Annotated in this window: 25 protein-coding genes; 15 read left to right on the forward strand and 10 right to left on the reverse strand. The window is 58.3% G+C overall.

Annotated elements, in window-relative coordinates:
* Window positions 1-240: 240 nt before the first annotated feature.
* Both LPA46_RS10820 and LPA46_RS10825 read left to right on the forward strand, forming a co-directional pair.
* Window positions 241-1,539, forward strand: coding sequence for an RNA-guided endonuclease InsQ/TnpB family protein (locus LPA46_RS10820; RefSeq protein ID WP_230892503.1), 1,299 nt, complete (start codon window positions 241-243; stop codon window positions 1,537-1,539).
* A 125-nt stretch (window positions 1,540-1,664) separates the two neighbouring features.
* Window positions 1,665-2,474 (forward strand): hypothetical protein, encoded by an 810-nt coding sequence (locus LPA46_RS10825; protein ID WP_230892504.1) that lies wholly within the window; start codon window positions 1,665-1,667, stop codon window positions 2,472-2,474.
* Here LPA46_RS10825 and LPA46_RS10830 read toward each other — a convergent pair.
* Window positions 2,421-3,020, reverse strand: coding sequence for an ArsR/SmtB family transcription factor (locus tag LPA46_RS10830; protein WP_230892505.1), 600 nt, complete (start codon window positions 3,018-3,020; stop codon window positions 2,421-2,423). The genes LPA46_RS10825 and LPA46_RS10830 overlap by 54 nt on opposite strands.
* A gap of 131 nt (window positions 3,021-3,151) precedes the next feature.
* Between LPA46_RS10830 and LPA46_RS10835 the strand changes: the two genes are divergently transcribed.
* A complete protein-coding gene (locus LPA46_RS10835; RefSeq protein WP_230892506.1) occupies window positions 3,152-5,428 on the forward strand; it encodes a heavy metal translocating P-type ATPase in 2,277 nt (758 codons plus the stop codon).
* On the opposite strand, the gene LPA46_RS10840 is transcribed toward LPA46_RS10835, so the two are convergent.
* Entirely contained in the window at window positions 5,425-5,631 is a 207-nt protein-coding gene (locus tag LPA46_RS10840) for a heavy-metal-associated domain-containing protein (RefSeq protein ID WP_230892507.1), read from the reverse strand. The genes LPA46_RS10835 and LPA46_RS10840 overlap by 4 nt on opposite strands.
* Window positions 5,632-5,763: 132 nt before the next feature.
* On the opposite strand from LPA46_RS10840, the gene LPA46_RS10845 reads away from it, so the two are divergent.
* The 3 genes from LPA46_RS10845 to LPA46_RS10855 all read left to right on the forward strand — a co-directional run bounded on the left by LPA46_RS10845 (window position 5,764) and on the right by LPA46_RS10855 (window position 7,539).
* Window positions 5,764-5,979, forward strand: a complete 216-nt coding sequence (locus LPA46_RS10845; RefSeq protein ID WP_230892508.1) for a hypothetical protein — start codon at window positions 5,764-5,766, stop codon at window positions 5,977-5,979.
* 124 nt (window positions 5,980-6,103) lie between these two features.
* Window positions 6,104-7,105, forward strand: coding sequence for a DUF6610 family protein (locus LPA46_RS10850; RefSeq protein ID WP_230892509.1), 1,002 nt, complete (start codon window positions 6,104-6,106; stop codon window positions 7,103-7,105).
* A 71-nt stretch (window positions 7,106-7,176) separates the two neighbouring features.
* A complete protein-coding gene (locus tag LPA46_RS10855; protein ID WP_121538230.1) occupies window positions 7,177-7,539 on the forward strand; it encodes a hypothetical protein in 363 nt (120 codons plus the stop codon).
* Here the strand turns inward: LPA46_RS10855 and LPA46_RS10860 are convergent.
* Window positions 7,536-7,835, reverse strand: coding sequence for a DUF3892 domain-containing protein (locus tag LPA46_RS10860; RefSeq protein WP_121538228.1), 300 nt, complete (start codon window positions 7,833-7,835; stop codon window positions 7,536-7,538). The genes LPA46_RS10855 and LPA46_RS10860 overlap by 4 nt on opposite strands.
* 168 nt (window positions 7,836-8,003) lie before the next feature.
* On the opposite strand from LPA46_RS10860, the gene LPA46_RS10865 reads away from it, so the two are divergent.
* Window positions 8,004-8,930: an ArdC-like ssDNA-binding domain-containing protein gene (locus LPA46_RS10865; protein ID WP_230892510.1), complete on the forward strand. Its 927-nt coding sequence runs from the start codon at window positions 8,004-8,006 to the stop codon at window positions 8,928-8,930.
* A 134-nt stretch (window positions 8,931-9,064) separates the two neighbouring features.
* Here the strand turns inward: LPA46_RS10865 and LPA46_RS10870 are convergent, their stop codons facing one another.
* Window positions 9,065-9,823, reverse strand: coding sequence for a potassium channel family protein (locus LPA46_RS10870; RefSeq protein ID WP_230892511.1), 759 nt, complete (start codon window positions 9,821-9,823; stop codon window positions 9,065-9,067).
* Between the two features lie 164 nt (window positions 9,824-9,987).
* Between LPA46_RS10870 and LPA46_RS10875 the strand changes: the two genes are divergently transcribed.
* Window positions 9,988-10,803 (forward strand): hypothetical protein, encoded by an 816-nt coding sequence (locus tag LPA46_RS10875; protein ID WP_230892512.1) that lies wholly within the window; start codon window positions 9,988-9,990, stop codon window positions 10,801-10,803.
* Between the two features lie 11 nt (window positions 10,804-10,814).
* Here the strand turns inward: LPA46_RS10875 and LPA46_RS10880 are convergent, their stop codons facing one another.
* Window positions 10,815-11,618, reverse strand: coding sequence for a DUF6036 family nucleotidyltransferase (locus tag LPA46_RS10880; protein ID WP_230892513.1), 804 nt, complete (start codon window positions 11,616-11,618; stop codon window positions 10,815-10,817).
* Window positions 11,615-12,538 (reverse strand): MarR family transcriptional regulator, encoded by a 924-nt coding sequence (locus LPA46_RS10885; protein ID WP_230892514.1) that lies wholly within the window; start codon window positions 12,536-12,538, stop codon window positions 11,615-11,617. The genes LPA46_RS10880 and LPA46_RS10885 overlap by 4 nt, the downstream gene beginning before the upstream one ends.
* Window positions 12,539-12,676: 138 nt before the next feature.
* Between LPA46_RS10885 and LPA46_RS10890 the strand changes: the two genes are divergently transcribed.
* Window positions 12,677-13,000: a hypothetical protein gene (locus tag LPA46_RS10890; protein ID WP_230892515.1), complete on the forward strand. Its 324-nt coding sequence runs from the start codon at window positions 12,677-12,679 to the stop codon at window positions 12,998-13,000.
* 564 nt (window positions 13,001-13,564) lie between these two features.
* Here LPA46_RS10890 and LPA46_RS10895 read toward each other — a convergent pair.
* Window positions 13,565-14,833, reverse strand: coding sequence for an orc1/cdc6 family replication initiation protein (locus tag LPA46_RS10895; protein ID WP_230892516.1), 1,269 nt, complete (start codon window positions 14,831-14,833; stop codon window positions 13,565-13,567).
* Window positions 14,834-15,520: 687 nt separating this feature from the next.
* Here LPA46_RS10895 and LPA46_RS10900 point away from each other — a divergent pair.
* The 4 genes from LPA46_RS10900 (at window position 15,521) to LPA46_RS10910 (ending at window position 17,462) form a co-directional block, all read left to right on the forward strand.
* Complete coding sequence (locus tag LPA46_RS10900) at window positions 15,521-15,916, forward strand: Fic family protein (protein WP_230892517.1); 396 nt, start codon at window positions 15,521-15,523, stop codon at window positions 15,914-15,916.
* A gap of 176 nt (window positions 15,917-16,092) precedes the next feature.
* Complete coding sequence (locus LPA46_RS10905) at window positions 16,093-16,551, forward strand: HVO_A0114 family putative DNA-binding protein (protein ID WP_230892518.1); 459 nt, start codon at window positions 16,093-16,095, stop codon at window positions 16,549-16,551.
* A gap of 8 nt (window positions 16,552-16,559) precedes the next feature.
* On the forward strand, window positions 16,560-16,649 hold the full coding sequence (locus LPA46_RS19170; RefSeq protein WP_442908240.1) for a DUF7563 family protein: 90 nt from the start codon (window positions 16,560-16,562) through the stop codon (window positions 16,647-16,649).
* A gap of 426 nt (window positions 16,650-17,075) precedes the next feature.
* Window positions 17,076-17,462, forward strand: coding sequence for a hypothetical protein (locus LPA46_RS10910; RefSeq protein WP_230892519.1), 387 nt, complete (start codon window positions 17,076-17,078; stop codon window positions 17,460-17,462).
* Between the two features lie 651 nt (window positions 17,463-18,113).
* Here the strand turns inward: LPA46_RS10910 and LPA46_RS10915 are convergent.
* Window positions 18,114-18,509, reverse strand: a complete 396-nt coding sequence (locus LPA46_RS10915; protein WP_230892520.1) for an HVO_A0114 family putative DNA-binding protein — start codon at window positions 18,507-18,509, stop codon at window positions 18,114-18,116.
* 141 nt (window positions 18,510-18,650) lie between these two features.
* Here LPA46_RS10915 and LPA46_RS10920 point away from each other — a divergent pair, with 141 nt between their 5' ends.
* On the forward strand, window positions 18,651-19,922 hold the full coding sequence (locus tag LPA46_RS10920; protein ID WP_230892521.1) for a hypothetical protein: 1,272 nt from the start codon (window positions 18,651-18,653) through the stop codon (window positions 19,920-19,922).
* A gap of 180 nt (window positions 19,923-20,102) precedes the next feature.
* On the opposite strand, the gene LPA46_RS10925 is transcribed toward LPA46_RS10920, so the two are convergent.
* Both LPA46_RS10925 and LPA46_RS10930 read right to left on the reverse strand, forming a co-directional pair.
* The gene (locus tag LPA46_RS10925; protein ID WP_230892522.1) at window positions 20,103-20,624 is read right to left on the reverse strand and encodes an HVO_A0114 family putative DNA-binding protein; all 522 of its coding nucleotides are present in this window, start codon (window positions 20,622-20,624) and stop codon (window positions 20,103-20,105) included.
* Between the two features lie 6 nt (window positions 20,625-20,630).
* Window positions 20,631-20,930 (reverse strand): toxin-antitoxin system TumE family protein, encoded by a 300-nt coding sequence (locus tag LPA46_RS10930; protein WP_230892523.1) that lies wholly within the window; start codon window positions 20,928-20,930, stop codon window positions 20,631-20,633.
* 225 nt (window positions 20,931-21,155) lie between these two features.
* Here LPA46_RS10930 and LPA46_RS10935 point away from each other — a divergent pair, with 225 nt between their 5' ends.
* Window positions 21,156-22,010: a hypothetical protein gene (locus LPA46_RS10935; protein WP_230892524.1), complete on the forward strand. Its 855-nt coding sequence runs from the start codon at window positions 21,156-21,158 to the stop codon at window positions 22,008-22,010.
* The last annotated feature ends 8 nt before the right edge of the window (window positions 22,011-22,018 follow it).

Genomic DNA, 22,018 nt, shown 5'->3' on the forward strand with positions numbered 1-22,018 from the left:
CCATCTCTTCGGGGGTGGGTCTGAGCGACAGCACGGCCCGTCAGTCTACGCGCTACGATTCATCTGGATGTGCCACGCTTTCAAGTCCTCGCTCAAGCAGTTCGGAGTACGCTTCGGATAGCTCCATCTCCTTGTCCTCGGCGTAGTCTTTGATTCGACCGTGCAACGTGTGGGTGATGTCTATGTTGGGACGCATCGACCAATAGACTTTAAGACGTTGAGACGTAAATAGATACTGTCGTGAGGCGAACCAACACGTTCGCGATCCGCCCACTCTCCGAGGAGGACGAGCACCTGCTCCGCGAGTTGTTGGATGCCTCGGCCAGCCTGTGGAACGAGTTGAACTACGAACGCCGCCAGCGTTTCTTCGACGGCGACAGCGTGTGGGACACCGCCGACTACCGCAAACAGTACGTCGGCGTTCTCGGCTCTGCCACCGCACAGCAGGTGATTCGAAAGAACACATCGGCTTGGCAGTCGTTCTTCGCCGCCCGCGAAAACGGCGAGGACACCGCCCCACCGGGCTACTGGGGTAACGAAGACGATGGCAGGGAATTGCGGACGTACATCCGAAACGACCAATATACGCTGGAAATCAGCGAGCGCTCACGGCTGGAAATCCCGGTCGGCCAAGCCCTCAAAGACGAGTACGGACTTGGCTATCACGACCGCCTTCGCCTCGAAGTGTGCGGCGCTCCGAAATGGGACGGCGAACAGGGCCGCTTGGAGATACAGTACGACGAGGTGACCGACACGTTCAGGGCCTTTCAGCCTGTTACTGTGCCCGATTCTCGACAGGATTCACCACTGGCTTCAGAAGCAGCCGCGCTGGACGTGGGCGCGAACAATCTCGTCGCCTGTACTACCACCACCGGCCAGCAGTACTGCTACGACGGCCGCGACCTGTTCGCCCGCTTCCGCGAAACCACCGAGCACATCGCCCGCTTGCAGTCGAAACTCCGCGAGGGACGGTATAGTAGTCGCCGGATTCGACGTTTGTACCGCAAGCGAACGCGACGGCGTGACCACGCACAGGAAGCCCTCGTGCGAGATTTGATGGAACGGTTGTACGACGAAGGCGTGGCGACGGTGTACGTGGGCGACCTCACCGATGTCCTCTCGACACACTGGAGCGCCGAGGTGAACGAGAAGACCCACCAGTTCTGGGCGTATCGCTCGTTCATCGACCGGCTTGCGACGACCGCCGAGGAGTACGGCATCACAGTCGAAGTGCGATCGGAAGCGTACACGACGGCGGAGTGTCCGATGTGTGGTGAACGCGACGATACAAACCGAGACGGCGACGTGTTTCGGTGTTCGTGCGGCTACAGGGGACACGCCGACCTCGACGCTTCGCGGACGTTCCTCGAACGACAGGCTGGCGAATCGGACGTCGGGCCGATGGCACGGCCCGTGCGCCTCAAGTGGGACGACCACAACTGGTCGGAGGCATCATCCTCTCCCGAGAGGGTACGTCCCAACGAGGAGCGCACAAACCGGAGTACCGGCAACGGGAAACTTGCCTCCATGAGTGGATAGCCACCATCCCCACCGGAGGAATTCCACGGCTTCAGCCGCGGGAGGATGTCAACCCTCGATTATTACGGAATTCCCATTTCGGTCTTAACAACCGCTATACAGCGCAGGGATAGAGAGATAGATGAATGCTCCACGGCGAGGCGTTACCAGTATTGGTCGGCGCGATTGCTCTCGGATTTGTACACGGCATCGAGCCCGGACACGGATGGCCGGTCGCTGCGAGCTATGCGCTCGATCAATCCAACAAGTGGCTCTACGGACTCGCCAGCAGCTTGCTAATCGGCATCGGCCACCTCATTAGCAGTCTGGCGATGGTCGGCGTGTTCTTTTACGCGAAATCCTACTTTCAGTTGACGCAGGTGAACGAGCCGATCTCGATTCTTGGCGGCGTTTCCATCGGCGGTCCGGTCAGCATCGTCGCAGGCATCTTACTCATCGGACTCGGGATTCGAGAGTACACACACGGCCATTCTCACCAGCACGAGGACGACCACGATGGGCATACTGAGGAGCAGTCGACCCACCACAGTCACGGCACGTCACCCACGCACGAACACGCCTCGGATGGGCTTCTTATACGGGTGAAAACTCGGCTTGGAGAAATCGGAGGGGACTCCCACGAGCACAGGACCGATCCGGCTACTGACACCGACCACGGGCTACTCGGAATCGCCTGGTTCGCATTCGTCCTCGGGTTCGCTCACGAGGAGGAGTTCGAGATTATCGGCCTCTGTGCCGGTTCGACGTACTGTCTGGAACTGATGACCGCATATGCGCTGACGGTCATCGTCGGCATCGTCGGGTTAACGATGCTCCTCATCGCCGGCTATCAGGAGTACGAAGAAACGGTGGAGAAGTACACACCGTACCTGCCGCTGTTCTCAGCGATCGTCCTCGTCGTCATGGGACTCGGCTTCATCGCCGGCGTCTTCTGAATCACGCCGAACGCTCTCCACCGTCCCATTCTCAGTGAGGTCTATAAGCGCGCGATTTAGCAGTTCCCGGAGGACGAACTCCTCGTAATGCTGTGTTGCACAGTACTCGCAGGGCTTCATTTCTCGTGCCACCGCTTCGATGTCGTCGCCGTGCTCCCCATAGAGCGTCTCAACGAGCCCTGCTAATTCGGCTGTCGCGGTTTCCTGCGCCCCAGCGAGCGTCTGCTCGGCGTCCTCTGGAAGGTCGTACGAGAAAATCCGCGTGTTCGACTTGTAGAACTTCCGCGTTCCGCCGCCAGCTTCCTCAAGACGGGCGATTTCAACCATCCCTGCGTCCTTCAGGACGTTCACGTGGTGGCGCACCGTCGTCTCGGCCTTCTCCTCACCGCGACGATGCAGTTCGTCGTGAATCTCTTCGATCGTCATTTCTTCGGCAGCGAGCATATCGAGGATCTTCGCCCGGACGTCGTTCTCCAACGCTTTCGCTTTCTCCGGGGCCGTCGTCACGACTTCACGGATCGGCACGTCGGATTCGAGGAGCGCCATTCTTGTGAGGACGTAGGGGAACGACGATAGTAAGAGTAACGCTACACATTCGATAGCAGTCTTAGTTGTTCGATACCGCTATAATACTAGTCGTAATGATTATCCACTTCGCTGGTTAACTAGCGACCACGATGGGAACGACACACGAACAATTCAACGTCGGGGGAATGTCCTGCTCCTTCTGTGCCGAGAGTATCAAGAAGGCCTACAGCCGGACCGACGGCGTCGAGGACGTCGACGTAAGTCTCGCCCACGAGGAGGTCCTCGTCCAGTACGACGATGACCGCCTGAGCGAGGTCGAGGTGAAGGACACGCTTCGGGATCTCGGCTATACCATCCGCGACCCGGACAAAGCGAAGCGATACGAGCAACAGCAGGCCGAGCTCGCTGACGGCAAGCGCCGCCTCCTGCTCGCCGGCGGCGCATCCATCGTCGTTGCTGTGCTGATGGGCTGGATGATCCTAGTGATGGGCCGCTTCGAGTCGACATATCTCATAATGGATCTGGTGACGCTAGGGCTGGCGCTCGGGACGATGTTCGGGCCTGGGCGCTACATCAAACAGAAGGCGTTCCAGAGCCTTCGCCGGGGGATCTTCAACCAGCACGTTCTCCTGGAAGCGGGCGCATTCGCAGGGTTACTTGGTGGGCTGCTCGGTCTGTTCGTGTTCTCTGGCTTCCCGACCGTCCACTTCTTCGCCGTCTCCGTGTTCATTACCACTTATCACATCCTCTCGGAGTACACCAGCCTCATCGTCCGCACACGAGCCTCACAGGCCGTGCAGAACCTGCTCGACCTCCAGCCCGACACAGCACGCCGCGTCAGTGATGACGGTGACGTCGAGGAAGTCCCCCTCGACGACCTCGACGTCGGCGACTACGTCCGGGTCAAGCCCGGCGAGAACATCCCCGTCGACGGTGAGGTCGTCGAGGGTAAATCCACAGTCGACGAGTCGGTTGCCACCGGTGAGTCCATCCCCGAGGAGAAGGCGAAGGGCGACGGAGTGATCGGCGGCAGCGTCAACGAGACCGGGACGCTGCTCATCAAGGTAACTGCAACGGGCGAGGACGCGTTCCTGAACCAGGTGGCCCGCGAAATCGAGGAAGCACGCGCTATGAAGCCCGGCATCATTCAGCTCGCCGACCGCGTCCTCAAGTACTTCGTCCCAGGCGTCTTGACGATTGCCGCGCTCTCGTTCCTCTTCTGGGTGGTCGCACCGCTTGCGTGGGGTGCAGCCCCCAACGTCCAGCGCGGGGCGTTCGCAGCGCTGGCGGTCCTCGTGCTCGGCTATCCATGTGCCCTCGGGATGGCGACACCGCTCGCGCTAATTCGGGGCGGCGGGAAGGCCGCTGACCGAGGCATCCTGATGCGCTCCGGTGACGCCTTCCAGATTTTCCCCGACGTCGACCACATCGTGCTGGACAAGACTGGCACGATCACCGTCGGCGAACCCGCCGTCAGTGAGGTCGTCGCCTTCGGTGCCGACGAGGTGGATGTACTCACGACTGCGGCCAGCGCGGAGGCGTTCTCCGAACATCCACTTGCCGATGCGATCCTCGAGGCCGCCGACGAGCAAGGCTTCGAGTACGGAGACCCCGACGCCTTCGATTCCGTGACCGGCAAGGGCGTCCGGGTAACCGTGGCCAGCGACGACGTGCTGGTCGGGAAACCGGGATGGCTCAGCGACGAGGGGATCGACCTGTCGAAGGGAGACGCCGATATTGAGCGACTCCAAGGCCGCGGCCTCACCGTTGCTGGAGTTGTTCGTGGCGGTGACCTCATCGGCCTGATCGGTATCGGTGACGAGGTCAAGAGCGACGCCGCTGCGACCGTCAAGCGGATGACAGAGGTCGGCATTACGCCCGTGATGATCACCGGGGACAACGAGCGCACCGCGAACGCGGTCGCCGAGGAGGTCGGCATCGACCGCGTTATGGCAGACGTGCTGCCCGACGAGAAACGCGAAGAGATCGGTCGCCTGCAGGACGAGGGTTACCGCGTCGCGATGGTCGGCGACGGCATCAACGACGCTCCCGCACTCACGCAGGCGGACATCGGCATCGCCATCGGCGCAGGGACCGACATCGCCATCGAGTCAGCGGATATCGTCCTGATGGGCGACCGGCTTGGTGGCGTGATGGACGCCTACGAGATCGGGAAAGAGAGCTACCGGAAGACCCGTCAGAACCTCGCGACGGCCTTCGCGTTCAACGGCATCGGCGTCGCCGCCGCGACCACAGGGCTCGTTCACCCAGTGTTCGCGATGCTTGCGATGGTGTTGTCCGTCTCGGCCGTCCTCGCCAACAGCTTCGCTGGTCAGCTCCTCTCCGGCGAGGGTGTCAACACCAAGTTCGCCCTAGAAGAACGGACCGACAGCGAACGTGGAGACAGCCGAGTGACGGCCGACTAAGCCACGACGTCGTAGCCAGCCTGTTCGATTGCCGCGTTCACGTCATCGTTTGAGACTCCATCCTCGAGGACCACCTCAACCGTGTCAGCGTCGTGATTGGCCTCGACCCGACTCACACCGTCGAGGTTTCGCAGGGCGGTCTCCACGTTCTGTTCGCACCCGTTGCACGACATCCCGGTGACGGAGATCGTCTTTCGCTCCATACGGGGCTGTAAACACTCGCGGGGGATGACCATTACGGTAACTGTTGTATCGGTTTTATCTCTATTAGAGATGGGGCGTCATCGTCCGGAGAGTTGTTTGTGTCGGCCCCAAAGGGGTGGAGGCTCTTCGAGATGGGAACCACTAACGACGAAGAGAGCGACGAATTCCCGCCAGAGAAGCGGCTTGAAGCATCGAACACGCACCTGATCAAGGCCGGTATCGCGACGATTCCCGATATGGAGACTCTTCAGGAGTGTGTTGCCTACGAGAACGCCCATCAGAACCGGACGCAGATTCTGCGCCAGCTCAAGTGGAAGGCTGAAGAGCTGCGTGAGGACGAAAAGTAAGCCCTATTCTTAACCAACACACTCTGCGTGAGTTCCCCCTATTGTTGGTTAATCCGCTGTGCCTCGGTTTTTCGGGCCCCTGAAAGGGTGCGGGGCAGCCAGCAGCGGCCTCGCGAGCCTAATCATGTCTCTCGAGCTGAGCTCCAGCGCCAGCACCGCCCGCGAAATCGCCGCCGCCAGACAAACAGACTTCGTGGCGTTCCTCCACCGAGATCCCTTTGCCGGCGATGCTCTCGCCCTCGGATTTCTCCCTGGGTTTCGGGAAGACTGTGGGTATCAGACGGATCAGTACCTGAATCTCGAGATTCCCGTTGGGATGCTCGACAACGACTTCCGGAATCCCGACCTGGAGCGGTTCGTCGACCGCTTCTTCGAGCACGAACCAGAGGTCGGGGTCATCGGGGACGTCGACGAACTCGACGACGTCGACGCCCACGTCGCTGCGGCTCGTGAGATCCGAGCGAGCTATCCAGAGGCCGAGCTCATCGTCGTTCCGAAGTCGCGGGCGGTGATCGACGCGATACCCGAGAACCTCGTCTTGGGGTATTCACGGGGATACGCCGACCGCTTGGCCCATGAGTTCTCTGACCCAGCCGATTGGAGAGGGCGGCGCGTCCACATCCTCGGCGGGAGTCCACCCAAGCAGCTCGACGCAATTCGACAGCTGACCAGGCCAACACTCACCGACGAGCCACCGGCCGACATCGTCGGCATCGACTGGAACGGCCTACATCGCGGCGCACAGTTCGGTGAGTTCTGGACGGCCGACGGCTGGGACGACAGCGGTCGCGACGCCGACCACGTCACCGTCCGAAAGACGGTGCGCCACAGCCTCGCTCGCGTCCGTGAGTTTTGGAGGACCCACGGAATCTGGCCCGAAACGACACCGCGAGACGAGGGGCTCGACGTCGAGTACAAGGGACCGAGTCCTGCCGATCTCGAGGACGCCGCCTGTACCGAGTGCGGGACGAACGTCTGGCGAACTCGCCGCGGCCCGTACGTCGCCGAATACGATACCGGCGCAATCTGTGGATACTGCAGCTACGAGTGCTACTTCAGCCACCGTCACCGAAACAACCTGGAGGAGATCGCTGGCGAGCAGAGCATCTACCTCCCGCCGGCGTGACTTCGCGACCTGTTTTTCGTGCCCCCAGAGAGGGCGAGGGCTCCTTCGAGAGTCCTCAGAGGTGACTTCCAGTGAGTCAACAACAGCGTCCCGACAACGTCTCGATCGACGAGATCCCGGTCGATATCGACAACACGCAATCAGCGGAGGTCGATTCCGCCGACGTCCCCGACGAAATCGAATCCATCACCCGTGGGCTCGCCGGTGAGCAGCCACCTACGAATCCGCTGGTCGTACTAAAAGCGGCCCGGTGGTGGTACATTCACGGCAAGGGCGGTACGGATCCCGCCTTCCAGTGGGCCATCGAGTGGGCGCGTCATCTTGCGACTGACACGCCTAGCGACGTCGAGCGGTTCGACGAGTTCCTCGAGTACCTCATCACGGTCGGATTGGCCGAAGAAAAACGCTCTCTACGCGATGCCAAGACTCCCTAGAACTCTGGCAGTTCGCCTAGATTGTCGCTCGCGATGTTGTTCCCGTCAGTCCGAAGGTAGGTTGTCCCGTCAACTTCTACTGTCCCGACATCATCACCCTTTGTCCATTTCCCGTTGTCATTCTTGTACGCCGTACAGTACTCTTGTCCAACCGATAAGCTGAGGATGACGGCCATTCGCGATTTGGTATCTCGGTTGACTAGTTGATCTCCATCGTCCTCATATACCTGAACTTGTTCGATAGAGTCACCACTGTATCTAACTGCAGTGATTACGTAATCTGCCCATTTGCTCATGCCACAGCGTACTCAGACGTGTAGTGTAAAATGTTGGAAAGTGGAGTGAAACTGAACACGTTGCTGACGGCTGGAGAGCTAGTTGGTGAATTTCTGTTTTTGCGCCCCTGAGGGGTGCGGCGCGTTCTGAACTGCTGCAGTCGCCGTGAACTCGATTCGGAGAACACAATGGCTACGACTAGTGACTCGTCGGTCTCCTTCGACCAGACCGACACGCGATCCGACGAGATGAACAGTACGATCAAACAGTGGATCGACGACCTCGTCGCCGGCGTCGACGACGCACAGGCCAGCGAAGAGTTCCAAGAGTGGCTCGATGTCCAGAGTCGTTTCCACGACTACTCCTACCGAAACACGCTCCTCATCAAGCGGCAGTGTCCCGAGGCGAGCCGGGTGGCGGGCTACCGGACGTGGCAGGAGGAGTTCGACCGCCACGTCACGGAGGGTGAGTCGGCCATCTGGATCTGGGCACCTATCATCTCCAAGCAGTGCCCGGAGTGCGAGAATTCACCGAGCTACCACGAGGACAGTGACTGTGAGTACGACGAGACGCCACCCGAGGAGTGGTCCGAGGGCCTGGTCGGGTTCAAGCCTGCTCCGGTGTTCGACGTCTCCCAGACCGAGGGCAAGCCGCTTCCCGACCTCGACACGGAAGCGACCGGGGACGCCGGCGACCTCGTCGAACAGTTGACTGCCACCGCTGACGACCTCGGCGTGACGGTGCGGATCGTACCAGCTGAGGAGTGGACCCACGGCGAGGCGAAGGGCATCTGCGAGCAGCTGAGTCTCGTCGACGTCCAGCCGCTCGTCGAGGTGCGCGATCGGGAGAATGAGGCCGACCTCGCGCGGACGCTGATTCACGAGTACGCCCACGCCCTGCTCCACTTCGACGTCGACGACGACACCGAACGGTCGAAACGCGAAGTCGAGGCCGAAGCCGTCGCGTACGTCATCGGGCGGTACTGCGGGCTCGACACGAGCGGATCGGCGTTCTACCTCGCTGCGTGGGAGTCGGACGATCCCGAGGTCATTCGCGAGCGACTCGGGCGGATCAGTCGAACGGCAGAGGAAATCATCGATCTCCTCGAGGAATAATTCTCTCGCCCATTCGATTAACCAACAGTTGGATGCGTTATTTTGTATTGTTGGTTAATCCAATTGTGATGTCGCCATTCTTTCTGACAATTCTACGCCCTAATCAGGAGATCAAATTCGGGGACTGGTTCCTGTTATTGTTCAATGAGCTGTTTTTGCTCTTCGAGTGTTTCCTCGTGGTCTTCAACAGCATCTTCCCGAGCCTCAGCATCACCACTGAGCCGGTCTGACAATTCTTTGAGACGGTCTTGTTTCCCATAGAGGACGAGCGTGTCGTCCGGTTTCGTCTCCGTATCTGGTTGTGGCGCACCAATATATGAATCATCACGACGGATGCCGAGTATCAACACCCCTTCGCGTGGTAAATCCAGCTCCGAAATCGACCCCCCTGCCAGCCAATCCCCCTCGCTGATTTCCACCTCCGCCACACGATATTCACGTTGCAATCCGAGTAACTGGGCATAATCCGAGATCTCCAACTCTGTCGTCTCACTCAGCGCCCACTCAATAAGTGGCGTCACGAGGCGGTTGAACCACCGACTCCGTGCGAACAGAATGATCACACCGGCGCCACCGAGAATGTACAGTAAGTTCAACAGGTCGTCGCCACCAGTTCGCGTGAATGAAAGGATAAGTGACGAAATTGCACCGAGGAGCCCAATACTGCCGAGCCGAATGAGCGCCTTCACGGTTTTGCGGCGGCCGACGGTGGTGATAGCCTGTTCTGCCTCTTCGGTCGTATATCCGGCTCCAGAGAACGCCGACGTGGCCTGGAAGGAGGCCACATCTGGTGAAAGGCCCGTCATTTCCAGCGCAATCGAGCCGGTACGCACAATCAACAACGACAGCGCGAAGATGATCAGTAGTGACAGTATTGAGTACGTGGCAGCCATACCTAGTGGAGCGTTCCCATATCTGTAAATAGCACCGCCTACGCGAACACTACACCCTTCGTGTCTATAAGCAGTCATTCTGAGTGAAAACCAGTCCATCAGCTACACGGAATTTTTTCTGCGCCCGCGGAGGGGCGGAGGCGCGTTCTGACCTCCGTCGAATAATGACTGAACCCTATCTCACGACGGTCCTCGAGGAATCCGAGCACGTTGCCGAGCAGCACGACCAGGTCGCTCGTACGACAGACAACCAAGCCCACGAGTACCTCCGATACGCCGTTCTTCGGGTACTCGAAGGCGAGGCGGACCACCTCCCAACAGACTGGACGCCGATCGACGGCGTGACCGTCGGCTACGGGAGCGACGAGGCGATGTTCAACAGCTGGGGCTCCAGCGAAGACTGGTGGGAGACCGTCCCGCCGCAGGAGGCGTGTACCCGCTTCCGGGTGTTCTTCCCGGACGACCACCAGACGGTTCCCCGCGATATCGTCGACGTGATGGCTGCGCTGGGTGCCTGGCGCGTCTGGACTGGGTGCGCAGCCGCGTGCGGCTCCTACGACCATCGCGAGCGCCGCGAGGTCCACTACCTGTGGCCGGAAGGCCATCCGGTGGAGGAACTGCTCCACGAGCGGCTCAGTGGCCCTGCGGAAGCCGTCGCTCCGGACGGGGGTCGAACGGGCGACGTTCGCGACCGACTGGTCGTCGACGAGAACGCACAGTCGGAGGACGATCTCGAGCCCCGCACGAAGCGTGCCGTCGCCGAAGCGATGGACGTCTCGCTCCTCTCGAAAGGTGGCCGCTACGAGGTGCAGTCCGCGTCCGGCAACAGGTACGAAGTCGACGTCATCGACGAATCGTGTACCTGCCCCGACTGGCAGCAACGTTCACCCGAAGGCGGATGCAAGCACCTGCGCCGCGTCGATCACGAGATAAAACAGGGCCGCGTGCCCCGACCAGACGGCCGCCTTCCCTCCCCGTAGTCGTGGCCAGACTACTCCACGGGACGGACTGTGTCGCCATCCCGACGGACCCGGTCGAACGTTGAGAGATACGCGATCCGGTCGTGAACCTCGTCAGTATCCAGCTCCAGTTTGGCGGCCAGTTCGTCGACGGTCATCGGCTCGTCGAGTGCCTGGAGGACTTCGAGCCCCCGGTAGTACCTGTTCGTGAGCTCCTGGACGCGGGCCTCGATCGGCGTGGTCACCCCGTACCGCTCCTCGAGTTCGACTAGAGCCTCGTTCGCGAAGGTTGCGAACTGGTCGTCGCCGAGCCGATCGATCTGGGCTTCGAGTTCTTCTCGGACGACGTCGTAATCGAGGCCGGCCTGCACGAGCATATTCATGTCCTCGATGTCGTCATCGCGGCCGGCGATTGCCTTGAACAGGAAGATATCCTCGTTGCTGACCAGCCGGACCGTCAGTCGATCCGTGTCGAGGAACGGCTCGCTGCGCTCTTGCATCCCGTCGGTGAGCACGAGCTTGTTCGCGACCTGTTGGTTGAAGATATCGAGGCGACACCCATCGTCGTTCTCGACGCAGCTCGTCGCGCCCAGCGCCCGGTAATCTGGATCCAGGGATTGGACCTCTGCATACCCGAGGTCCATCAAGACGGCCCACAACTGCCCGTATGCGTCGCCATCCGGGACGACCAGGTCGATATCTTTCGTCGCCCCCTTGAGGTCGCGCAGCGACATCGCGCCACCACCGATCAGGTATACCGTGAGCGGGGCTGAGAGGGCATCCGCGATTCGCTGGAACTCGTTCTCGATGTACTCACGTCTGAATGTTGGTCTCATGGTAGTGGCACCTCGTAGTCAGCCGCCAGCTCCTGGAACTCGTCCCACTCCGGGAGCCGGTCGTCGTCGACCTCGCCGTGCGTCTCCAGGTAGCGCAGCAAGGCGTCGATTTCGTCTTCGAGGCCATACTTCGCCGCCTGCTCTCGGAGGTCCGCCTCGTCGACGTCGACGTGGCTGAGCAGGAGGAGACAGTACGAGCGGTGACGGCTGCCGTCGTCGATCAGTAGCGTGTGACAGCAGAGCTCCGCCGGCGAGACTGCGTCGAGATCCTCGGAGTAGACGTAGTAGCGGTGGCCGGTGAGCAGGAACTGGAGGTCGAAGGCCGCGAACCGAGCGAGGCCGGTTTCGTGGAACCCCTCTGCGTCGATCTCCGTCTCGGTCTGCGCGAGGAATTCGTCGTAGTCCTCCCAGAGAATCGTCCCCTTCGGGGCGACGGCTTCGAGGCGCTGGCGATGCAGCTGGTGTACGAGTTCACGGGCGAACTCGTGGAGGCGGTCGAAGTCGGCGTTGAACTCGTAGTGGCCGTCGGCCGTCCCGATGAGACCACGGTCACGAAACCGCTTGAGGACGCGGTTAACCGTGTTGCGGTAGTTGTCGCTCCGGTCAGCGATTTCGGAGACGGTTCGCGGCTGGTCGAGGTAGTACAGCACTTCGAGTGCCTTGCCCGTCAGCAGTTCGGGGAAGTCGATATGGGAGTGCTGGCGGACGAGGTCCCGGTAGAGTTCGACGGCGCGAGCATCCGACGGAACGACTCGTTTTCGCCGCCCGTCACGTTCCGTGTAGACGAGTCCCTTTTCGACGAGGTCGGCGACGGCACGAGAGAGGTAGCTCTCGCTGTGGTCGAGCTTCGTCGCGAGTTCGGAGATTGTGTCGCCGCGGTCGACCGTGGCGAGGACCTCGAGTTCGATGCGCCGGAGCACGGTGTAACATAGTACGAAACTTGTATATAAAGAAGTTTCGAGTAATGTTACAGTCAACAGGCACGAGAGTCGTCTCCATCGCCTTAACCAACAAAACTATGGATTCGTGGGACGTGTTGGTTAACACGAGAGTAGCCGATGTCCTACGAACCCCCGACCCCACCGGCGAACCTCCCGACGGAGATCGTCAACCCGCTCAACGAGTCGGACCCGGAGCAGCTCCGAGACGTTGCGACGTACGCTGAAGCGCTCGCCGAGCACAAGGAACGAGAGGCCCGTCTCGAGGAGTCAGCAGATCAAGAAGAGGTCGAGGAGCGCCCCGATGACCTTCCAGACGACGTGCCGGCGAAGGCGACGATCACGATCAAGGAGATCAACGACAACCGCTACTACTACTGGCAGTGGCGGGAAGGCGATTCGGTGACGTCGAAGTACAAAGGGCCGGTGAATCCCGACGAGTAAACGAGATGGAACTGTAGCCTGATGTCGTTTCAACGTGATTCGTAGCGTAGCAGATGACACCCCCCAGAGTGTGAATGGGATCGGTTTACCCCACACCCCTCGGTGTGAATGGGCTACCAACCGGCACTCTCTAACGAGACTTCACGTCGAGAGAAGACAGAGGAACACGCGGATAGATTACGCCTCGTTTACCCCCACACCCCTCAGTGTGAATGGTCCACCACCCAGGGTACCGCGATTAAGAAGCCCTTAACAGCAGAAGTCCTCACGCCGTAGGGAGGGTTCTCGCCTCAGTGGCGAACCTTCGGCTTCGGCACAAGGCCTCGCCTTTCAGAATAGATCTACTCGGAGGACTGTTTTGACTGTAGTATAATAAAGATAACTACAGTTGCGGTGCGGTGCAGTAGCGGACCGGGGCAGCTACCGTGGCAGAACGTGTAAGCCGCTCTCCGTACCGTTATCGCTTCTTCAGATGAACGAACCGTCTTCTGCAGGCTGAGTCCGGCTTCGTCTTTACAACAGTCGTAGCCTATGGCATACCATTCACACCGAGGGGTGGGGGTGTCACCATCCCATCAACGTCTGGAGCTCCGCCGTTGAGTTGATCAGTCCAGTTCGTGTACTCTCCACGTCTCCTTGGAGAGCATACGACCTGAACTTCCCCTGATCTCCGCCTTCCTTCTTCTTCGATTCGAGAACTCCTGTTGTCACGTGCTTGTTCAGCAATTCGAGCGCACGATTGTACCCCTTCGGCTCTACTTCGACATCCCGTGCTACTGTTTGATACACCTCGTGGATCTCCGAGGTTCGGAACCATTCTTTCTCCGGGTTATTCCGATCAAGACGTGTGAGTGAAAAGAGGAGTAGCTTTCCAGATAACGGCGTTCCCTTCACCATCTCCATGAACAGTTCGACTTCGACGAGTTCGTCAGCCTCATGAACATGTTCGCCTGTCACGATGTCGTCCCCTTCCTCGTCGGCTATTTCACCTGCATTCCGGAACAATCGGACTGCGCGTCGAGCGTCACCGTGTTCTTCAGCTGCGAGTTCAGCTGTGGTTGGAATCACCTCCTCATCGAGGACACCGTCGTAGAATGCGTCCCGTCGATTTTCGAGGATTGCAATGAGCTGGTCTTCTTCGTACGGCGTGAACGTTCGGTGTTCTGGCTGGAGAGTCGATTGGACCCGCGACTCGATTTCTCCCTTGAATTCGATGTCGTTCGAAATCCCGATCGTAACGACTGGGAAGTCAACGTCGTCTTTAGATTGTGTCCGTGATAGCGTGTAGAGCACTTCGTTGACTTCTCCGTGCTTGTCGATTTCATCGATGATGACGACGAGACCGCCAGAAAACTCCCGCTGAACAACGGGCCACAATTTCTGATCCCGATAATGCTCGGCTGAGAGGCCCTGATAGGGGACATCAAGCGGATTCTCTGCTTTCGCGTTCACCTGTTCTGCGATTTTTCGGAAGGTGGAGGTATACGTAGAGATGGGATCCGGATTAATGTAGGCAGTAACGATCGGGGAGTCCGTTCCTTCAGTTGCTGCTTCGAGTCGCTCACAGACGTGTCTTGCAACTAGTGTCTTTCCCGTCCCGGTTTCACCCCACTCCAGGACGTTATCCGGGACGCTGTTTGTCCGCATCTTCCGGAGATTCTTGGCCAAGAACGTGATGTGGTCGTCTCGACCGACGATTCGATTGGCGTCAGGAACGTTATCGATTTCGAGCAACCATGGCTTCTCAAAAATATCCGATTCGTCTTCGCTATCTCCCTCATCGACATTTAATATCTCGTCGACGGTTGTTTGCGTAGAATCGTTGTTTGGCATGGCCGGACCAATCCGCCCCATTCACATATAGGTTACCCACCCTTGGTGTGATTGATCTCCCCCATTCACACTCTGGGGGGTGTTCCATAGAGCAAGGCCCCCCAGAGTGTGAATGGGATTGACCTCGTCGCCCACTTGTGCTTTTGCTCACCTCAACTGATATCTGAACCTACTCATCCGTTCCGGTCCACAGCGAACTCTGTTAGCTCCGTCTCTCGTCTCTCGGCAAATCTCCATCGAATATCTGTACGAACCTATCCAAGCGGCAACAGCATGCTCTTGACAGCTTGGGCCAGCCGCATATCGTCGTACGACGCATCGTAGGTTTGAATCTCTTTAGCGATCGCCTTGACTGTAGCGCACCGTCATGGATGACGTCGACGTGGCTGGCGTCCAGCCACCCCGCAAACGCTAGTAATCGCTCCTGGTCACGCCGGGAAGTCTAATCCTTTAGGTGCCACCCACTATTTCTTCACGTGTGATGCCCGCGAAACAGGTCCATAAGTACGACATCCGCGCGCTAGAAACCATGTATGGGCTATGGTCAGACATCCAGCTCACACTTCAATCCGATACCCTCGATGAACAGGAGAAGGCTAGCCGACCACGCCAGACACTCTTGGGTCGCACAATAGGCACGAACGCAGACATGCCTCAAGACACGCTAGGCGCTTACGATACCCAGCCGTGACCGACGATCCGTACCTCCCGACAGTGGCGGAAATCATCGCTACGCACGAGGAGGTCGAGGACGTGTACAACCTCAAGCATACCGGGACGCGAGTAGCAGCACCGAAGTTGAAAACCAAGCGAATCATCCGAGACGCGGATGAGTACAACGACGTCTACACACGGGCTGCGTACCTACTACGGAAGCTCATCACACGGCACGTATTCGAAGACGGGAACAAGCGAACTGCGTGGGTTACAACCCGAAAATTCCTCGATGACCACGGTGAGATACCCGCTGAACATGGCCCGAATGCGGAACAGTTTCTAAAACGGATTCGGCGCTATGACGTCGAGGAGATTGCAGAGTGGTTAGAGACCGGCAATGTCGACGAGGACCGCCTCAAACCGTGAGAAGATTCAAGATACTCCCCGTCATACATACGATTATCATGAGCCAAGAACACCGCGAACCAGATGGATCCGACAAGCACCGAGAGCGGGTTCGGGAAATTATCGACGAGGACCGCGAACTCCTCGACCAGCTCGAGTAGCCGCTTCTCCCCCTCTTCTGTCTTTGCTACGGAACGATGACTGACACGTCTGGCGACGGCTGGTCCGAGAAGTACCGTGATCCCCGTGACTGCCCTCACCCTGACGTCCTTCGCGTTACCGTCGAGGGCTTCGACCACACACGCGAGCAGACGCTTGCTGCTGCTGATGCAGTCAGCGATGGCGACGAGCAGCCGGCAGTCGTCTCGTTCGCGACGGTCGGTGAACTCCGGAAAGTCCTCACAAACCGGCGTCTCGAACTGCTGCGAGTGCTTGTCGTGGCCGAAGGTGCCGCAGAGAGCATCTCTGCGCTCGCGGAGACGCTTGACCGCGACTACCGGACCGTCCACGACGACGTCGCCCGACTCGCAGACTACGGTCTGTTGTTCATCGTCGACGACGGACAGGCCAAACAGCCCTACGTTCCCTACGAACGAATCCACCTGGATGTTGAGTTGGTCGGGGCTGAATCTAGCGACGAACCCGCACCCGCCTGACCAAACGGATGCCTGAGTGCCAGAATTGCGGCGGGCACGTGACCTCGGAGTATGTTCGCGTGTTCACGCCGGACGGCGTCGCGGAGCTACGTGCCTAGTTGTGAGGATAAGGTTCGTGGTCGCGATGGCGTGCGTGACTCGCGGACCTAAGGCGAGAGTTGTGCTGGATGCAGGTCGTGTAGCATCTATCGGACCGTTCTGATGATAGTAGCGGGCTTTCTTGGTGGGGGTTGTGTTATTGGGCGTCCGCTGGAGAATCGTAGTGAGCGGCCGCTGGCTGGCCTCACTCGCTTTAGCCAACACTTGCACATAGAAACCCCAGTTGTTGGTTAGCTAAAGCACTCGAACAGAACGCGGAGCGTGTGGCTAAGGCCACAAACTCAAAACACACCGCACCGTTACTCAAATCTCCATGAGAAGCAGCCTCTCACAGCTGGATAGCTCCTCAGTAGTCTCCATGAAATCGGCGTGAAGTAATGCTGCTCACCAGTAGAGTTACTTTCCCACCCAATAATATTTAGAATATGAGTGTTCAGGTTGCCTCCCAGCTCAAAGAGTTCTTTGAGGAGCACATGGATGGGGAGTTACGGAGTATCGTGCGGTATGACCTCGACGAAGTGGATGTCGAGCATATCCGTGATGATGTTACCGACCAGTACACCGAGGAAGAACTGACCAAAGCCATCGACGAATCTCGGTTAGACTCCCTACACGCGCCGCTCTACGAGCACTCGTTTTCGAAAGACCACGGTGATCTCCAATGTATGATTACCTGTTTCGAGCACGTTATCGAGATGAATTTCGCCATCGATGACGGCGTCGGCGTCGCGGTCGCTATCGACGCTGAAGCGATGGACGATGCCCACGGCCTCATTTCGGAGGCCAGAAACATCGTACTTGAAGAACAATAATCTCATCTATAGCGGAGGATTCCAACTATGGGGCTGCTTGACGCGCTTCTCGGGCGCACATCCGGCCGGAGTATTCGTATCGCGAACTTCAAACAATGTCTCTCCGAAACTCCTGGCACAACACTCATCGAAGAGAATTCGCGCGGCCGCCTTAAAGTACACATTCGCTCGGAAACCGAGGTTTCAGACGCGCTCATCCGATTATTGAACTCGTCGCGAGTCACACTCGTTAGTTTCTCCACGACTGACGAGTCTGTATATCTCACTGTGGATATCGAGTGATCCACTGTCGGTGAACGCTAGAACCTTCAATCGTCTCAATACCAGAGCTAACCGAGAAGTAGACTGTCTGTACTTATCAGTAGTTCTCTGCGGAACTCCCCACGGGGCTCCACGTCGAGAGAACTGATTTTCGAGATGTGCACACGAGATCGGGAATCCTGTGTGAACGAATCAGTGGGAAGATTGGAAGATTCATCCGTTTAGACGCTGATTCACGGCGACACTGTGTCCTGAGGGCATTCTTGTTCACACAACCGGGCAACCGCGGCTCGTTCAGGGTCGCTCGGCCAATACCTGCCGGCAGATTCGGCCGGTGTTGGTTAACACTGAGGGCAAGAATAGCACCGATCCAACCAGAGAACCGGTGCGCTAGGCGTTTGCTGCGTCCCGTTGGGCTCCCGTCGACGTCAGTGGGAGGTTGACGTCGATCTCGTCGTACCAGACGACCGGGCGTTTCGCCTGCCCATCTTCCTCGAGTTCGAGGAGGCCGTAGTCTGCGAGCTCGTGGACGTTCTCCAAGACCTCCGGCGGGTTCTGGTCGACGAGACGCGCGAGTTCCCGAATGCTGCTGGGATTGTGTTCGACGATGGCTTCCAGGAGTTCGAGGTTCGTGCTGCGGAAGACTCGGCCGAACGTTTCGAGGTCTTCGATGGCGAGCGTCGGATTGTGGGGCGCGACGTCTTCGCCGGCACCAACCGCTTTGAGACGGTCTTCAAGGCCGCTGCGGTCCGGCGAACCAATCGTGACGTTTAGTGTCTGAGTCATGGTGTGTTGGGTGTGTAGTTGTTGTTAGTGGCTACTAGCCGGTGCGTTTCTTCTCGGGCTGTGCAGCTCGCCACACGCGGTAGAATTAATAACTGACCGTGGTTCATTATATTTTTATTGTAAAATATTAACGTGTGGAGTATGGTTAGGAAAAATCGCCGTATGTTTCTCCAGTCGGTTGGAGCTGGAACCCTTACAGTTCTTGCTGGCTGTACTGGCGGAACAAATAATGGCAGTTCAACAGCGGAAACGGCTACGGACAGCACAACAAGCGCAGGAGCAAACAGTGATATTGGAACGGAACGATCCGTTGGGAGCGGAGGACGCGTCTCAATTACTGATATCGTTACGGCGGATGTGATTGCGACAGCAGATGAAAGAATAATAGCGGACAATAACCGGCAGTATCTCCTCGCGAACGTGCAGGGTGCGCCACCAACGGAGAAACCGGAAACGACTGCCCGAGATGAATTCGTATTTTCGCCGGATGAAATGACGTATCGGCCGCTTGCTCGCGTCGGTGATGTTGTTCGTCCAGTTAACGCACCAGCATATGAAAACGGGTCCAACGAGCTTAGTGGCTGGCTCGTATTTGAGGTGCCAAAGAGCACAAGTTCGGGCGTATTCACATTACGGTCCGTTGAAGACGTACAGTGGCAAACTGGATTTGGAAAGCAGCACCACATCGCGTTCAACACGACACTTCAGGCACCAGATAAAGTAACGCTTGGTAACGAGCTGTCGTATACTCTTGAAGTGAAGAATAGTGGCGGACGGACCGGACGGTTCTACCGGCCAGTATCAGTCGGCAATCCAATCGAACGAACTGTGCAAGCCGGCGAAACGGTGTCCATCACGCGTTCGAAGACGGTTGAAGGATACCATGGAGGTAAACTGCCGATAACGGCCTTTGATGAACAAGTACAGTCGGTTTCAATTGAGCCACTAACAGCTGAACTTGGGGAAACTATCGAGGGTCCGGGTGGTGTCCAGTTGACTGTTAGTGAACCAGTATTCACGGATTCAGTCTCGTACGAATACGTGAACGAAGTTAGAGAAGCAAAAGCCGGTGACGGAGCCCAGTTTGTTCTCGCGAAGGCCGAAATTTCGAATACAAGTACCGAAGATAAGTCCGATAGTCCTGTTGGCAGCGGCGTGGTACGAACAGAGAGTAACGAATACGAGTACTACGATGAGATTTCGCTGAGTCCTGTTACCTTTACAGACCCGGTGGAAGGGCCTGAGCCTGATAATGTCGAAGGGTACAGTGGGATTGATAGTGGTGAAAATATCCAGTGGGTTTCCATCTGGCAAACACCGTCCGAAGTTGCAGCGAGTGACATTTCACTCCGTTACTCCTACGGCGGACAAGCAGCCCAGACATCACCAGAAGTTGTCTACGACATCTCGTAAAGACGTCAGTCCATCGAACAATCAACCAGTCTTAACCAACACGCCCAGCGATCCCTCGCCAGTGTTGGTTAAAGACGGGCTCGTAACCAGACAAGCGTCTGAGGATACTCGTGAGGACAATCAGTATTCTTCGACGCCAACGACTCGTTTCGTCTCTGCATCGTGCGGAATTGAGGTCAGTCAGGCGGGGGCGGCGTCGTCGGCCGAGGTCGGGGTCGAGATTTCGAGACTGACCTCAATGGAGTCGTAGGGGACGAACGGGCGTTTTGCCCGTCCGGCCTGCTCGAAGTGGACAATGTCGTAGTCAGCGAGGACCTGCAGGTCGTCGTGGACGCTCTTGACGTCACGGTCGAGACGCTCGGCCAGCTGGCGGATGCTGTCCGGGCGGTCGGTCATGATGCTGCGGAGGAGCTCAACGCGGCGGTCGGTGAGCAGCGCTCGGAGATCGCTGGGGTTCTGGAAGTTGATGACGTGTGGGACCTCCTCGCCGGCTTCCCAGCGGTCGAGGCGGTCGAGCGCGTCCTGGCGGTGGGCCTCGTCGGAGTCGGATGTGATCCGCAGCACCGAGGGGTAGTCCTCAGGGTCGCGGTCCTCGAGGAAGCCCGCCTCGGCTTCGACGTCGTCCATCACGATCTCCTCGGTCTCGGAGTCGGTGCTGTTGACGTCGTCGGTGTCGTCGGGCGTGTTGGATTTGTCAGGCATGGTGGGTCACCTCTCGCGGCGGTCGTCCATTTCGTCGTAGAACTTCTGGGCGTGGGTTTTGGGGTCGGTGTACTCGATGTCGTCGTAGACGCCGGTGGGCGTGTGGTAGTGATGGCGGTCAACGCCCGGGTGGTCCGGGAAGTTGTCGAACCGGAGCAGAGTTCGACCGTCTTCGGCCATGTACTGGAATCGATACTTGACGCCCTCGGGGTAGTCGTCGCTTTTCGGGATGGCGGTCGCGATCATCTCGTATCTGGAGCCGTCGGCGAACGTGTCTTCGTCTTCGTAGATGATCGTCGATCCCATCTGTGCTCCCTATGTTGGTGTAATGCGCCAACATAGAATAAATCTTTCCGTTGGTGTGGGGAACCAACATTATCTTAGCTGGAGCCATTCTGCCAGTATTCGGGCTTGCGGTCCTATCGAGCAGCCAGCCAGTCTTAACCAACACACTCAGTCAAAGCACGCAATATGTTGGTTAATACTCAGGCACCCGAAAGTGATTTTCCGGTCGCATAGATTATCTAATCTATGCCAGACCAGCGCCGCCGCGCGGCCCTCGCTTCCATCGGTACAGCCGCCGTCACGGCCCTCGCCGGCTGCAACTCCACCTCCAACAATTCCGAGAACGGAGATACCACAGCCGCGACAAACACGTCGACGTCCACGCAGTCGTCGAACGCAGACGTCTTCGAGGCGGTCGAGCCGACTACTGGCAGCCTCCCCACCGAGAACGAGGAAGGTGCAGTCCTGGACGTCGCACTCACGGACACATCGATCTCGGCAGTTACTCTCCGCAACAGTAACGGATCCGAGGTTGCCCGCCGGGAACTCGCTACCGGCACCGCAACACAGCTGCCTCTTACCGGGCTTAAAGCCGGTGCGTTCGACGTCGTTGCCGTCAAAAACGGGAATGTTGTCGGAGAGCAGTCGATTACGCTTGAACGGAGTTTCGAGGTCGACAATATTACTCTCGCCAAGTCCAGCGGGGTTGGCTCAGATAAGCAGGTGACTGATAAGATTGCTCTGGAGCTTTCGAATACAGGAGATCTCCCGACGCAAATTGAGGTACTACGTGTTGAGGGGGACGTCCCGAATCCGACGCCGCCCCGGTTTGAACGACCGAGGATTAGCGGGAGGGCGACTGCGGAATTTAACCCAGGGGAATCGATGACAGTTACGTCTCGTGGGTCACCGTTAACGGGGGATTCAGACGAGTTGTGTACGGGTGAGTCGCGAAGCGCAGATATCGTTCTTGAGACGGCACATGAGCATGCGGCAACCGTAACTCTCGATTTCACCTTGTTTGGTAGTCAAGTGCAATCTGTGGGGAGTGTTGGCTGTCAAAAGTCGTCGATTCAGAATTGGACTGTTAGCGAGTCGTAGCCCATTCT

Origin of the sequence: Halobacterium sp. KA-6, assembly GCF_021029015.1 — an archaeon.
Classification (GTDB): domain Archaea; phylum Halobacteriota; class Halobacteria; order Halobacteriales; family Halobacteriaceae; genus Halobacterium.

Bases quoted from the DNA above. Each gene is read 5' to 3' on its own strand.
- LPA46_RS10905 (WP_230892518.1), top strand. From the start codon at position 16,093: ATGACTGACACGTCTGGCGACGGCTGGTCCGAGAAGTACCGTGATCCC.
- LPA46_RS10935 (WP_230892524.1), top strand. From the start codon at position 21,156: ATGCCAGACCAGCGCCGCCGCGCGGCCCTCGCTTCCATCGGTACAGCC.
- LPA46_RS10825 (WP_230892504.1), top strand. From the start codon at position 1,665: ATGCTCCACGGCGAGGCGTTACCAGTATTGGTCGGCGCGATTGCTCTC.
- LPA46_RS10845 (WP_230892508.1), top strand. From the start codon at position 5,764: ATGGGAACCACTAACGACGAAGAGAGCGACGAATTCCCGCCAGAGAAG.
- LPA46_RS10880 (WP_230892513.1), bottom strand. From the start codon at position 11,618: ATGAGACCAACATTCAGACGTGAGTACATCGAGAACGAGTTCCAGCGA.
- LPA46_RS10910 (WP_230892519.1), top strand. From the start codon at position 17,076: ATGAGTGTTCAGGTTGCCTCCCAGCTCAAAGAGTTCTTTGAGGAGCAC.
- LPA46_RS10875 (WP_230892512.1), top strand. From the start codon at position 9,988: ATGACTGAACCCTATCTCACGACGGTCCTCGAGGAATCCGAGCACGTT.
- LPA46_RS10870 (WP_230892511.1), bottom strand. From the start codon at position 9,823: ATGGCTGCCACGTACTCAATACTGTCACTACTGATCATCTTCGCGCTG.
- LPA46_RS10925 (WP_230892522.1), bottom strand. From the start codon at position 20,624: ATGCCTGACAAATCCAACACGCCCGACGACACCGACGACGTCAACAGC.
- LPA46_RS10835 (WP_230892506.1), top strand. From the start codon at position 3,152: ATGGGAACGACACACGAACAATTCAACGTCGGGGGAATGTCCTGCTCC.
- LPA46_RS10860 (WP_121538228.1), bottom strand. From the start codon at position 7,835: ATGAGCAAATGGGCAGATTACGTAATCACTGCAGTTAGATACAGTGGT.
- LPA46_RS19170 (WP_442908240.1), top strand. From the start codon at position 16,560: ATGCCTGAGTGCCAGAATTGCGGCGGGCACGTGACCTCGGAGTATGTT.
- LPA46_RS10915 (WP_230892520.1), bottom strand. From the start codon at position 18,509: ATGACTCAGACACTAAACGTCACGATTGGTTCGCCGGACCGCAGCGGC.
- LPA46_RS10830 (WP_230892505.1), bottom strand. From the start codon at position 3,020: ATGGCGCTCCTCGAATCCGACGTGCCGATCCGTGAAGTCGTGACGACG.
- LPA46_RS10895 (WP_230892516.1), bottom strand. From the start codon at position 14,833: ATGCCAAACAACGATTCTACGCAAACAACCGTCGACGAGATATTAAAT.
- LPA46_RS10890 (WP_230892515.1), top strand. From the start codon at position 12,677: ATGTCCTACGAACCCCCGACCCCACCGGCGAACCTCCCGACGGAGATC.
- LPA46_RS10920 (WP_230892521.1), top strand. From the start codon at position 18,651: ATGGTTAGGAAAAATCGCCGTATGTTTCTCCAGTCGGTTGGAGCTGGA.
- LPA46_RS10930 (WP_230892523.1), bottom strand. From the start codon at position 20,930: ATGGGATCGACGATCATCTACGAAGACGAAGACACGTTCGCCGACGGC.
- LPA46_RS10850 (WP_230892509.1), top strand. From the start codon at position 6,104: ATGTCTCTCGAGCTGAGCTCCAGCGCCAGCACCGCCCGCGAAATCGCC.
- LPA46_RS10865 (WP_230892510.1), top strand. From the start codon at position 8,004: ATGGCTACGACTAGTGACTCGTCGGTCTCCTTCGACCAGACCGACACG.
- LPA46_RS10840 (WP_230892507.1), bottom strand. From the start codon at position 5,631: ATGGAGCGAAAGACGATCTCCGTCACCGGGATGTCGTGCAACGGGTGC.